Origin of the sequence: Variovorax flavidus (assembly GCF_030317145.1) — a bacterium.
GTDB lineage: Bacteria > Pseudomonadota > Gammaproteobacteria > Burkholderiales > Burkholderiaceae_C > Variovorax > Variovorax flavidus.
Window position 1 is genome coordinate 74,047 of the sequence record NZ_JASZYE010000008.1, and the last position, 12,532, is coordinate 86,578.

Annotated in this window: 11 protein-coding genes and 1 pseudogene; 7 read left to right on the forward strand and 5 right to left on the reverse strand. The window is 66.5% G+C overall.

Features of this window, described 5'->3' with window-relative positions:
• Positions 1-103: 103 nt before the first annotated feature.
• Positions 104-1,162, forward strand: coding sequence for a LysR family transcriptional regulator (locus QTH90_RS26370; protein WP_286667528.1), 1,059 nt, complete (start codon positions 104-106; stop codon positions 1,160-1,162).
• Here the strand turns inward: QTH90_RS26370 and QTH90_RS26375 are convergent.
• The 5 genes and pseudogenes from QTH90_RS26375 to QTH90_RS26395 all read right to left on the reverse strand — a co-directional run.
• Positions 1,155-1,568: pseudogene (locus QTH90_RS26375) on the reverse strand (thioesterase family protein); the annotation flags it as partial. The gene QTH90_RS26370 and the pseudogene QTH90_RS26375 sit on opposite strands and share 8 nt — an antisense overlap.
• 11 nt (positions 1,569-1,579) lie before the next feature.
• Positions 1,580-2,350 (reverse strand): SDR family oxidoreductase, encoded by a 771-nt coding sequence (locus QTH90_RS26380; protein WP_286667529.1) that lies wholly within the window; start codon positions 2,348-2,350, stop codon positions 1,580-1,582.
• Between the two features lie 108 nt (positions 2,351-2,458).
• Positions 2,459-3,358: a pseudouridine synthase gene (locus tag QTH90_RS26385; protein ID WP_286667530.1), complete on the reverse strand. Its 900-nt coding sequence runs from the start codon at positions 3,356-3,358 to the stop codon at positions 2,459-2,461.
• Positions 3,359-3,363: 5 nt separating this feature from the next.
• The gene (locus QTH90_RS26390) at positions 3,364-4,683 is read right to left on the reverse strand and encodes a leucine-rich repeat-containing protein kinase family protein (RefSeq protein ID WP_286667531.1); all 1,320 of its coding nucleotides are present in this window, start codon (positions 4,681-4,683) and stop codon (positions 3,364-3,366) included.
• The gene (locus QTH90_RS26395; protein ID WP_286667532.1) at positions 4,680-5,741 is read right to left on the reverse strand and encodes an MBL fold metallo-hydrolase; all 1,062 of its coding nucleotides are present in this window, start codon (positions 5,739-5,741) and stop codon (positions 4,680-4,682) included. Before QTH90_RS26395 ends, QTH90_RS26390 begins: the two co-directional genes overlap by 4 nt.
• A 94-nt stretch (positions 5,742-5,835) precedes the next feature.
• On the opposite strand from QTH90_RS26395, the gene QTH90_RS26400 reads away from it, so the two are divergent.
• From QTH90_RS26400 to QTH90_RS26425, 6 genes are all read left to right on the forward strand, one after another.
• Positions 5,836-6,231, forward strand: a complete 396-nt coding sequence (locus tag QTH90_RS26400) for a MerR family transcriptional regulator (RefSeq protein ID WP_286667533.1) — start codon at positions 5,836-5,838, stop codon at positions 6,229-6,231.
• A gap of 50 nt (positions 6,232-6,281) precedes the next feature.
• Positions 6,282-6,992: a carbonate dehydratase gene (gene can / locus QTH90_RS26405; protein WP_286667534.1), complete on the forward strand. Its 711-nt coding sequence runs from the start codon at positions 6,282-6,284 to the stop codon at positions 6,990-6,992.
• 14 nt (positions 6,993-7,006) lie between these two features.
• Positions 7,007-8,818 carry a bifunctional isocitrate dehydrogenase kinase/phosphatase gene (gene aceK, locus QTH90_RS26410; protein ID WP_286667535.1) on the forward strand — a complete coding sequence of 604 codons (1,812 nt, stop codon included), beginning with the start codon at positions 7,007-7,009 and terminating at the stop codon, positions 8,816-8,818.
• Between the two features lie 24 nt (positions 8,819-8,842).
• Positions 8,843-10,027, forward strand: a complete 1,185-nt coding sequence (locus tag QTH90_RS26415) for an acetyl-CoA C-acyltransferase (RefSeq protein ID WP_286667536.1) — start codon at positions 8,843-8,845, stop codon at positions 10,025-10,027.
• A gap of 85 nt (positions 10,028-10,112) precedes the next feature.
• A complete protein-coding gene (locus QTH90_RS26420; protein ID WP_286667537.1) occupies positions 10,113-11,360 on the forward strand; it encodes a glutamate carboxypeptidase in 1,248 nt (415 codons plus the stop codon).
• Between the two features lie 14 nt (positions 11,361-11,374).
• Positions 11,375-12,502 carry an acyl-CoA dehydrogenase family protein gene (locus QTH90_RS26425; RefSeq protein ID WP_286667538.1) on the forward strand — a complete coding sequence of 376 codons (1,128 nt, stop codon included), beginning with the start codon at positions 11,375-11,377 and terminating at the stop codon, positions 12,500-12,502.
• The last annotated feature ends 30 nt before the right edge of the window (positions 12,503-12,532 follow it).

The following is a 12,532-nucleotide window of genomic DNA, read 5'->3' on the forward strand; positions in this document are numbered from 1 at the left end:
CGACCTGGGGAGACTTTAGGCTTGGACCTACGCGCCGAATAGCCCGCGGAACCTTGAAGGACTGACAAGTTGCTGTTGATAATCGTCAGCCAAAGGGGGCTTCATGCCGATCAACGAATTGCGTTCCATCGGAACGTTTGCCAAGGCCGCCGAACTCGGCAGCCTGCGCCAGGCCGCCGTTGCGCAGGGCATGACGCCCCAGGCTGCGAGCCAGGCCCTGGCGCAGCTCGAGCAGCATCTCGGCGTGCGGCTGTTTCACCGCACGACGCGCAGCCTGTCACTCACCGACGAGGGCCGGCAGTTCCTCGAAGCCGCGCAGCCGGCACTGGTCGGCCTGCAGCGCGCCCTGCACATGGCACGGCAAGCCAAGGACGAGATCGCCGGGCCGCTGCGCATCGTCGGCCCGCGGTCCACCTTCGCGCCCGTGCTCTGGCCGGTGCTCGACGAGTACTGCCGCCTGTACCCCGAAGTGCAGCCCGATGTGCAGTTGGACGACCGCATCGGCAACTGGGTGGAAGACCGCGTGGACGTGGGTTTTCGCGTCGGGCCTTCGCCGGCCGAGGGTGTCATCGCGCGCAAGCTGTTCCCGCTGCAGCTCATCATCTGTGCGGCGCCGGCGTACCTGGAGCGCCACGGCGCGCCGGACAGCCTCCATGCGCTCGCCGCACACCGCTGCAGCGCCTTTCGCCACACGAGCACCGGCCGGGTCATGCCCTGGCACGTCAAGGTGCACGATGGCATGGTCGACTACCCCGTGGTGCCGGCGCTGTGCGTCAACGACGAGCCGCTGGAGACCGAAGCCGTGCTGGCGGGGCACGTCATCGGACTCCTGACGGGCGTCACGGCCGCGCCGCACATCCGCGCGGGCCGGCTGGTGCCGGTACTGACGAAGCACGTGGCCGACTACTCCAGCACCTTCGTCTACTACGGAAGCCGCACTGCCCAGCCGGCGCGCGTGCGGGCCTTCATCGACCTCGCCGTCAAGCGGATGGTGAACAACCCGGCTTATGTGTTGACTGCGAAGGAACTGCAGGTGGCGGAGGCGAAGGGAAGGAAGGCGTATCGCCAGGGCCTTGCGTCTGCAGCACGGGCTCCCAGCGTCGAACCTTCTCCGGAACTTCCGCGAAGTCGAAACGAAGAAAGGACGCGGGCGCGACCGTGATGCCGCCCTTCTTGAACTTCATCTTGACCAGCACCTCGGCAGCCTGGCCGCCTCTCGCATGCACGGCATGCAGGAAGTACGCGCATTTCTCGTCCGCGTAGAGAAGCCGCGTCTCGACCCGCACCCGGCTGAAGACGGGAACGGGCCGCGAGAACCTCACCTGCTGCGCCACATTGACGAAGCTGGCCCCGCTTCGAAGAATGGCGAAGAACCGGCCCACCTGGAGCAGGTAGTCCACCTGCGCGGTCTCGGCAAACTGCAGGTACTTGTCGCTCTTGAGCACCTTGATGCCCGAGTCGAAGGGCGTGACCCAGAAGTTCGTGACCACCACGTCCTGCGGGGCCCTGCTCCCGTAGCCGAACAACCCGACGAAGAAGGCGAGGATGTTCCTGAGAAGCCCGGACATCCTCGCGCCCCTCAGCGCGCGTGCGTGACGCCGCCGTCCACGATGAGCGTCGAGCCCATCACGTAGTCGCCAGCGCGAGAGGCGAGATAGATCGCGGCGCCCGCCATGTCCTCGGGCTCGCCGATGCGCCCCGCGGGAATGCCGCCCTTGATCTCGTCACCATGGTCGCGGGCGACGCGGTTCATGTCGGACGCGAAGGCGCCCGGCGCGATCGCGCTGACGGCGATGCGATCCTGCGCGAGCCGCAGTGCCATGCGGCGCGTGAGCTGGATCAGGCCCGCCTTGCTCGCCGCATACGAATAGGTTTCCTGGGGGTTGACCGAGATGCCGTCGATCGACGCGATGTTGATGACCTTCGCCAGATGGTCCGTGGCGGCCTTCCTGAGCATCGGCGTCAGCGCCTGGGTCAGGAAGAAGGGCGTCTTCAGGTTGAGGTCGACCACCTTGTCCCAACCGCTCTCGGGGAACTCGTCGTAGGGCGCGCCCCAGGCGGCGCCGGCGTTGTTGACCAGGATGTCGAGCGAGCCTTCATGCTTGGCATACGCGGCGACGAGGGCATGCGCACCCTCGACCGTCGACACGTCCGCCGGCAGCGAGACGCAATGGCCGAAGGCCGCGAGTTCCTTGGCGGTCTGGTCGCAGGCGGCTGCCTTGCGCGCCGAGATGTAGACGCGGGCGCCCTGCGCGAGGAAGCCTTCGGCAATCATGCGGCCGATGCCGCGCGAGCCGCCGGTGATGAGCGCGGTGCGGCCCTTGAGCGAGAAGAGTTGGGTGGTGTCCATGTGGCTTGTCTCCTGGAAGTGTTCGGCGCGAGCTTAGTGCGCCTTGCCGCCGGCTTGCGTCACATGGGTGCCAGCAGGGGCCGCAAAAGCGGCCCGGCCGACGACGGCTCAGGCTGGCAGCGAGAGCGACCTGGGGCTCGTGAAGCGCCGTTCGCTGCCGTTCACTGGATCCCGGAACGCGATCTCCCTGGCCAGCAATTGCAGCGGCCGCTCGAAGTCGTCGCTGCCTTCGGGACGAAGCACGGGGTAGATGGCGTCGTTCAGGATCGGCATGCCGAGCGCGGCGCAGTGCACGCGCAATTGATGCCTGCGGCCGGTGACGGGCGACAGGTCCAGGCGGGCCCATCCGTTGCGTTCGGCGAGCAGCCTGAAGTGCGTCTCCGAATTGGGTTCGCCGGGAACTTCCCGCATGCGCATGAAGTGAGTGTCGGCATCGAGCCGGCTGCGATGAATGGCGGGCAGCGTCCGGTCGCCGGACCACTGGACGATCGCTTCGTAGTGCTTGCTGATCTCGCGATCCGCGAACAGCGCGCTGTAGGCGGCGCGCGTGGCGGGCCGTACCGAGAACAGCACGATCCCGGCGGTTTCGCGGTCGATGCGGTGCACGGGCGCGAGATCCTGCAGGCCCAGCTTGCGCTTGAGGCGCACGAGCAGGCTTTCCTGCACGTACTTGCCCACGGGCGTGACCGGCAGGAAGTGAGGCTTGTCCACGGCCAGCAGGTGCTCGTCCTGATGCAGGATGACTTCCTCGAAAGGAATGCGGGGCTCGGTTTCGAGCGCGCGGTAGTAGTAGACGCGCAGCCTTGGCTCGAAGGGCCGGACCTGCGTGACGGGCACTCCATGCTCGTCGACCACGTCGCCGGCCTCGATGCGGGCTTGCCATGTCGAGCGCGGGATGGCGGCGAAGCGCTGCACCAGGAATTCGAGGATCGTGGGCCAGTCGCCCGTCGGCAGGGCGACGCAGCTCGGGCCGACGCCATCACGCAAGGGCAGCGGCAGGGGGCGCATGGTGGTCAGGCGACCAGGAGCGAGGCGATTTCCGCGAACGCGGGGCGTGCCGACGTGTCCGGGTCCGTGCACCGCAGTTGCAAGGTCGCCAGCAGTTTCCGCTTCGCCTCGTCGGCTTCGACGACCGGGTGGCAATGGGCCAGCAGTTCTTCGAGAAGGCAACCGAATGCGCGCGCCTCGACGCGCTGCAATGCCTGCGACGTGGCGGCGTCCGTCGGCAGGAACGACGCTGCGCCGAAGTCGCCCAGCAAGCAGTCGCCCTGGCCGTTCCACAGGATGTTGTGCGCATAGAGGTCGCCGTGCAAAACGCCGCGCGCATGCAACTGGGCGGTGGCGGAGGCGATGCCGTGCGCCATGCGCGAGACGGTCTCCAGGGACCCGAGCGCTTCAGGGCCATAGACGTCCCGCGTGCAGGACTGCAGGCTCGGCGGCCCCGCGAGGTTGCGAAAGCTCGCATCCACCAGTTCCAGCACCAGGCCCGGCGTGTCCTCGGGATGGTTCTTGACCCGGCCGAGCACGGCGATCAGGTTCGGATGCGGGCCGGCCGCGATGCAGGCCGCCATCTCGCTGTGCGGCCAGCCGTCGCTGGTGACCGCGCCCTTGAACAGCTTGACCGCCACCGGACGGATGGTGCCGTCGGCCTGCTGCCAATCCGCGTGATGGATCACGCCGGAGGCACCTTCGCCCAGCTTGTGCTTCAGCGACAGGCCGCTCCAGTCGATGGCTGCTGCAGGCTGCGCCGCAAGGGCCGCTTGTTCCGGCGTCTCGTCGAAGGGATTGCCCGCGAAAGCCAGCCATGCAAGCCGGGGCAGCGACAGAAGCCAATCGGGCAGCGCGTCGAATTCGTTGGCGGAGACGCGAAGCAGCTCCAGCGCGCGACAGGCGGCCATCTCTTCCGGCAGCGCACGCAGACGGTTGCCGGCGAGCATCAGCTTCTGCATCCGGGCGCATTGGCCGATCGTGGAGGGCAGGGCCTCGACGAGGTTGTCCGTGAGGATCAGCCAGCGCAAGGCTGGCGGCAGCGACTCCGCCGGAACGCTGCGGATGCGATTGGCCTTGAAGCCGACCATGTCGAGCTGCCGGCATTGGCCCACCACTTCTGGCAACTCGGTGAACTGGTTGTCCGAACAGAACAGCACGCGCAGCCGGTGCAGCCGGTGCAGGTCGTCGGGCAGGGCGCTCAGCGCATTGCCCGAGAGATTGAGCACCTCCAGCGTGTCCGCCAGATCGAAGATCTCGCGCGGAAACTCCGTGAGGCCGCAGGACAGGTCGAGCCGTTGCGACCCGGCCAACTGGCCTGCGCGCAACTGGCTCAATACGGTCATGCGAAGGCGCCGAAGCGGTAGACGCCGTCCTCGCCCAGGCGGCGCTGCAACTGGCCCGAGAACCACAGCAGGTGCAGGTGGGCCACGGTCTCGCCCATGGCGAAGGTCATCTGGTGCAGGTCGAGCTGGCGCTTGAACAGGATCGGCAGGCCTTCTGCCGCGCTGTGCGGCTTGGCGATGCAGGCCTCCAGCAGCTCGGCCAGGCGGTCGCGGTGATGCTCCTGCAGTTGTTCGACGCGGCGGTGGATGCCGGTGAACGGCTTGCCGTGCGAGGGCAGGCCCAGCGTGTCGGCCGGCAGCGAATTGAAGCGCTCGATGCTGTCGAGGAAGAGCCGCAGCGAGTTGGCTTCCGGCTCCCCGGCATGCACGCTCACGTTGGTCGAGATGCGCGGCAGCATCATGTCGCCACCGAGCAGGGCATTGAGCTCTTCGCAGTAGAGCGCGATGTGTTCGGGCGCGTGGCCGTAGCCGCTGATGCAGCGCCACTCGCGGCCGCCGATGGCGATCCGGTCGCCGTCGAGCATGCGCACGAAGTTGGCCGGCACGGCGGGCACCATGCTGACGTAGTAGTTGGTCCGTCCGCGGATCTTCGCGACCGCTTCGGGGTCGGTCAGGCCGTGCGAGGCGAAGAAGTCCGCCGCCGCGTCGCCGCCGGCCAGCGTGTCGCCGGCGGAGGTGAGCACGCGGGCGACGTGGTAGTCGGTGGCACTGATCCACAGCGGCGCATTCCAGCGCCGGCACAGCCAGTCGGCCAGGCCGATGTGGTCAGGGTGCATGTGCGTGACGATCACCCGCAGGATCGGCAGGCCCTGCAACTGGGTTTCGAAGATCTGTTCCCACTGCGCGCGCGAGGCGTCGTGCGAGATGCAGCAGTCGACCACCGTCCAGCCTTCGACGCCGTCGATCGTGTCGCGCAGCAGCCAGAGGTTGATGTGGTCCAGCGCAAAGGGGAGCGCCATGCGGATCCACCGCACGCCGGGCGCCACTTCGAGCGCCTCGCCGGGAGCCGGCAAGGTGTCGCCGAGGGGATAGTGGAGTTCGCGTTCGAGGAGGTTCATGTACGATTGACGTTTACGTTAACGTCATGGCAAGAAGCCATGATTGTAGGCAGTGCGGTCGAAACGCGCTGTCGCCCCCGCAACCCACCGCTCCATGCCGTCGCAGACCTTCACCATCGGCGAACTCGCCAAGGAGTTCGATCTCACCACCCGGGCGATCCGCTTCTATGAGGACGTGGGCCTGCTCACGCCGCAGCGCGCGGGCCTGCAGCGCATCTACACCTCGCGCGATCGTACGCGCCTCACGCTGACGCTGCGTGCCAAGCGGCTCGGGCTGAAGCTCACGGAGGTGAAGGAGATACTCGACATGTACGACAGCCCGAGGGACACCGCAGTGCAGCTGCAGCGCTTCCTCGGGGTGCTCGGCAGTCACCGCGAGCAGCTCGAAGCCCAGATGGCCGAGCTGGAAGCCAACATCGCGGAAGTCCGCGAACAGGAAAAGCAGGCACGCGCCGCGCTCGCGCGTGCCACCAAGCCCAAGGCACGCTGAGCGTCTGACCTGGCCCATCCAACCTACACACCTTATCGACAATGGAAAACATGCCTGAATCCCTCGACGATCTGTTTGCCCACAACAGGGCGTGGTCCGCCCGGATGGAGCGCGACCGGCCCGGCTTCTTCACCAGCCTGGTGAAGCAGCAGACCCCGCGCTACATGTGGATCGGCTGCTCCGACAGCCGCGTGCCCGCCAACCAGATCACCGGTCTGGAGCCCGGCGAAGTGTTCGTGCACCGCAATGTGGCGAACATCGTGGTGCACTCCGACCTCAATGCACTGTCCGCGATCCAGTTCGCGGTCGAGCGCCTCAAGGTGCAGCACATCATGGTGGTCGGCCACTACGGCTGCTCGGGCGTGCAGGCCGCGCTCGAAGGCGCGCGCATCGGCATCGCCGACAACTGGATCCGCCACATCCAGGACGTGCGCGACCGGCACCGCGTGATGCTCAAGTCCCTGCCCGAGCACGTGCGCGCAGATGCCCTGTGCGAGCTGAACGTGGCGGAGCAGGTGGTCAACGTGGCGGTCAGCACCGTCATGTGCGATGCATGGAGCCGCGACCAGAAGGTCACGATCCACGGCTGGGCCTTCGGCGTGCATGACGGGCTGCTGCAGGACCTGGGCATGACCGTCGACGGCTCCAGGCCGCTCGACGCGCTGTACCGCGCTGCCGTGCAACGCATCCGCTACAAGTGGAGCAAGCCGTCCGAAGAAGGGGCGCAGCCCAGTTCCGAAGCCGTCAAGGAAACCGACTGAGGCTTTCTGAAGCCATGTTCCCCCAGCGCCTCGATTCGCCGCTTGCCTACGACATCGCCAAGGCGATGCGGGACGGCTTCGATCGGCACTACCGGCTGTTCCGGGCCGAGTCGTCGCGCGCCAAGCACCGTTTCGAGACCGCCGACTGGCACGGCCAGCAACGCGCGCAGCGCGAACGCATCGAGTTCTACGACCTGCGGGTGGGGGAGGCCGTCGCCCGGCTGGAGAAGGAGTTCAAGGCCGGCGAGCAGCCGATGGACGTGTGGCACCAGGTCAAGCTGCACTTCATCGGCTTGCTGGTCAACCATCACCAGCCCGAGCTTGCCGAGACCTTCTTCAACTCGGTCACCACCAAGATCCTGCACCGCGCGTACTTCCAGAACGACTTCATCTTCGTGCGCCCGGCCATCAGCACCGAGTACATCGAGCAGCGCGACAAGCCGACCTACCGCGCCTACTACCCCGAGAGCGCCACGCTGGCCGACACCGTCGAGCGCATGCTGCAGGACTACGCGCTCCAGGGCATCCATGCCGACATGCGCCGGGATGCCGAGCGCGTGGCGGCGGCGATCCTGGGGCGCTTCCACCAGGTCAAGCTGCGCGCCAACTTCCAGCTGCAGGTGCTCTCCGGGCTGTTCTACCGGAACAAGGGCGCCTACGTGGTCGGCAAGATCATCAACGGCTTCGTCGAGCTGGCCTTCTCGCTGCCGATCCTGCATGACGCCAAGGGCCGCTTCTACGTCGACGCAGTGCTGTTCGGCGAAGAGGACCTGCAGATGCTCTTCAGCTTTGCGCGCGCCTATTTCATGGTCGACATGGAGGTGCCCTCGGCCTACGTGCAGTTCCTGCGCTCCCTGATGCCGAAGAAGCCGCGCGCGGAAATCTACAACGCGCTGGGGCTGGCCAAGCAGGGCAAGACGCTGTTCTATCGCGACTTCCTTGCGCACCTGGACTATTCGACCGACAGGTTCCGCAGTGCGCCCGGCATCAAGGGCATGGTGATGCTGGTGTTCGACCTGCCGTCTTTTCCGTACGTGTTCAAGGTCATCAAGGACTTCTATCCACCGCAGAAGGAGACCACTCGGGAGCAGATCAAGGGCAAGTACATGCTGGTGAAGCAGCACGATCGCGTCGGCCGCATGGCCGACACGCTGGAATACAGCGACGTGGGTTTCCCGATGGACCGCTTCGAGCCCGAGCTGATCGAGGAGATCAAGCAGTTCGCGCCCAGCCAGCTGGAGATCGGCGACCGCGACGGCAACGGGGAGATGGAGCTGGTGCTCAAGCACGTCTACATCGAGCGCCGCATGATCCCGCTCAACATCTATCTGCAGGAGGCGTTCGACCTGCTCGAGCAGCCCGAGCACGCCAAGCGCGCGAGCAAGCAACTGGAGCATGCGGTGGTCGAGTACGGCAATGCAATCAAGGACATGGTGGCGGCCAACATCTTCCCCGGCGACATGCTGTTCAAGAACTTCGGCGTCACGCGCGGCGGCAAGGTCGTGTTCTACGACTACGACGAGATCGAATACCTCACCGACTGCAATTTCCGCAAGGTGCCCGCACCGCGCAACGAAGAGGACGAGATGAGCGGCGAAGTCTGGTACACGGTCGGGCCGAAGGATGTGTTCCCCGAGACCTTCGAACCCTTTCTGCTCGGCAACCCGGCGGTGCGCGAGGCCTTCATGGCCCACCACGCGGACCTGCTCGATGCGGCCTTCTGGCAGAGCCACAAGCAACGCATCCAGGCGGGCCAGATGCTGGACGTTTTTCCCTACGACGAGGCGCAGCGCTTTCGCCACGATGGCCACGCGCCGTATTTCTGACAAACCACTGAAGGAGCAATTTCCATGAGCGAATCAATCGTGATCGTCGGCGCGGCCCGTACCCCGATGGGCGGCTTCCAGGGCGACTTCTCTTCTCTCGCGGCACACGACCTCGGCGGCGTGGCCATCAAGGCGGCCGTCGAACGCGCGGGCATCACGGCCGACAGCGTGGGCGAGGTGCTGTTCGGCAACTGCCTGATGGCGGGCCAGGGCCAGGCACCTGCGCGACAGGCGGCCTACAAGGGCGGCCTGCCGGACAGCGCGGGCGCCGTCACGCTCAGCAAGATGTGCGGCTCCGCGATGAAGGCGGCGATGCTCGCGCACGACATGCTGCTTGCGGGCACGCACGAGGTGATGGTCGCCGGCGGCATGGAGAGCATGACCAACGCGCCCTACCTGATGCTCAAGGGCCGCGGCGGCTACCGCATGGGCCATGACCGCATCTTCGACCACATGATGCTCGACGGCCTGGAGGACGCCTACCAGCCGGGCCGCTCGATGGGCACCTTCGGCGAGGATTGCGCCGCCAAGTACAAGTTCACGCGCGAGCAGCAGGACGCCTTTGCCATCGCCAGCGTCGAGCGCGCCAAGGCCGCGACGAGCTCCGGCGCCTTCAAGGCCGAGATCGCCGCGGTGACGGTCAAGGGCCGCGGCGGCGAGACGGTCATCGACATCGACGAAGGCCCCGGCAAGGTCAAGCTCGACAAGATCCCGACGCTCAAGCCGGCATTCAAGAAGGATGGCGGCACCATCACCGCGGCGTCGAGCTCGTCCATCAACGACGGCGCTGCCGCGCTGGTCATGATGACCGAGAGCACCGCGAAGAAATACGGCGCGAAGCCGATCGCGCGCCTGGTCGCCCATGCGACGCATGCGCAGCAGCCCGAGTGGTTCTCGACCGCACCGGTCGGCGCGGTTGCCAAGCTCTTCAAGAAGACGGGCTGGGGCGTGAAGGACGTCGACCTGTGGGAAGTGAACGAAGCCTTCGCCGTGGTGCCGATGGCGCTGATGCACGAGCTGTCGGTGTCGCACGACATCGTCAACGTGCATGGCGGCGCGTGCGCGCTGGGCCATCCGATCGGCGCCAGCGGTGCGCGCATCATGGTCACGCTGATCCATGCGCTGCAGCAACGCGGCAAGAAGCGCGGCGTCGCGACGCTGTGCATCGGCGGCGGCGAAGGCACGGCGGTGGCGATCGAACTGATCTGATCCGCGCTCTTTGATCCGTGCCTGATTCGAGCGAGAACCGCTCCCTAGAATCGAAGGCTCTTCCAATTCTTGAGGTCCTGTTCACATGCATCCGGTCTTTCATCGCAGCGCGCTGGCCGCGCTGCTCGCCACCGCCTTTGTTGCACCCGCCGCCTGGAGCCAGACGCGCGACCAGGCCCTGTTCGCAGCCGCCACGGCGGAGAAGCCCGCCGTCATCAAGACGCTGGAGAACCTCGTCAACATCGAGACCGGCACCGGCGATGCCGAGGGCATGGCTTCGGCCGGCAAGTACCTGGAAGATGAACTGAAGTCGCTGGGCTTCACCGTCACGCGCAGCAAGTCGGCCGGCATCGTGGTGGGCGACAACATCGTCGGCAAGCTCCAGGGCAAGGGCGGCAAGAACCTGCTGCTGATCTCGCACATGGACACGGTGTACCTCAAGGGCATCCTCGCGAAGGCGCCGTTCCGCGTCGAAGGCGACAAGGCCTACGGCCCCGGCATCGCGGACGACAAGGGCGGCAACGCGGTCATCGTGCACACGCTCAAGTTGCTCAAGGCGCGTGGCTTCCAGGACTTCGGCAGCATCACGGTGCTGTTCAACACCGACGAGGAAAAGGGCTCCTTCGGCTCGCGCGACCTGATCCAGGAAGAAGCCGCCAAGGCCGACTACGTGCTCTCCTTCGAGCCCACGGGCGCGGGCAAGGAAGACCTTTCGCTCGGCACCTCGGGCATCGCGTACGTGCAGGTCAACATCACCGGCAAGGCTTCGCATGCGGGCGCAGCGCCCGAACTGGGCGTGAACGCGCTGGTCGAGGCTTCGGACCTGGTGCTGCGCACGATGGGCATCGACGACAAGGCCAAGGGCCTGCGCTTCAACTGGACCATGGCCAAGGCCGGCAATGTCTCCAACATCATCCCGGCCGGCGCCACGCTCAACGCGGACGTTCGCTACGCGAAGAACGAAGACTTCGACGCCGCGATGAAGACGCTCGAAACCAAGGCGCAGCAGAAGAAGCTGCCCGAGGCCGACGTCAAGGTGCTGATCACGCGCGGCCGTCCGGCCTTCAATGCGGGCGAGGGCGGCCGCAAGCTGGTCGACAAGGCCGTGGCGTACTACAAGGAAGCCGGCGGCGAACTCGACATCGTCGAACGCACCGGCGGCGGCACCGATGCGGCCTACGCCGCACTGGCGGGCAAGCCGGTCATCGAAAGCCTGGGCCTGCCGGGCTTCGGCTACCACAGCGACAAGGCCGAGTACGTGGACACCAGCGCGATCCCGCGCCGTCTCTACATGGCCAGCAAGCTGATCATGGACCTCGGTCAAGGCAAGTAAACAAGGACGCCGTCATGCTGCTCAGCTCCGACCAGGAAGCGATTCGTGATGCCGTGCGCGCGTTTGCGCAAGCGGAACTCTGGCCCCACGCCCCGCGCTGGGACCGCGAGCACAGCTTTCCGAAGGAGGCGCATGCTGGGCTGGCGGCGCTCGGCGCCTATGGCATCTGCGTGCCCGAGGAAGATGGCGGCGCCGGGCTCGACTACCTGACGCTCGCGGTGGTGCTGGAAGAGATCGCTGCCGGCGACGGCGGCACCAGCACCGCGATCAGCGTGACCAACTGCCCGGTCAACGCGATCCTCATGCGCTACGGCAACGCGCAGCAGAAGAAGCAGTGGCTGCAGCCGCTGGCGCAAGGACAGATGCTTGGCGCCTTCTGCCTGACGGAGCCGCAGGCCGGCAGCGATGCATCGTCGCTGCGCACCACTGCGCGCAGGGACGGCGACGGCTGGTTGATCGACGGCGTCAAGCAGTTCATCACCAGCGGCAAGAACGGACAGGTCGCGATCGTGATCGCGGTCACCGACAAGGGCGCAGGCAAGCGCGGCATGAGCGCCTTCATCGTGCCGACCGATGCGCCGGGCTACGCGGTCGCGCGGCTGGAAGACAAGCTGGGCCAGCATTCGAGCGACACGGCACAGATCAACTTCGATGCCTGCCGCATCCCTGCCGGGAACCTGATCGGGCAGGAAGGCGAAGGCTACAAGATCGCCCTGGGCGCCCTGGAGGGCGGGCGCATCGGCATCGCGGCCCAGAGCGTGGGCATGGCGCGCAGCGCGTTCGAAGTGGCACTGGCCTATGCGAAGGAGCGCCAGGCTTTCGGCGGCTCGATCTTCGATCAGCAGGCAGTGGGCTTTCGGCTGGCCGAATGCGCAACGCAGCTCGAAGCGGCGCGACAACTGATCTGGCACGCAGCCAGCCTGCGCGATGCCGGCCAGCCCTGCCTGAAGGAAGCGGCCATGGCCAAGCTCTTCGCCAGCGAAATGGCCGAGCGCGTGTGCAGCGCGGCCATCCAGACGCTGGGCGGCTATGGCTACGTCAATGACTTTCCGCTGGAGCGCATCTACCGCGACGTGCGGGTGTGCCAGATCTACGAAGGCACGTCGGACATTCAGAAGCTGCTCATTCAGCGGGCTCTTTAAGCAACTGAGCGAAGGCCGCGAGCGCTGAAG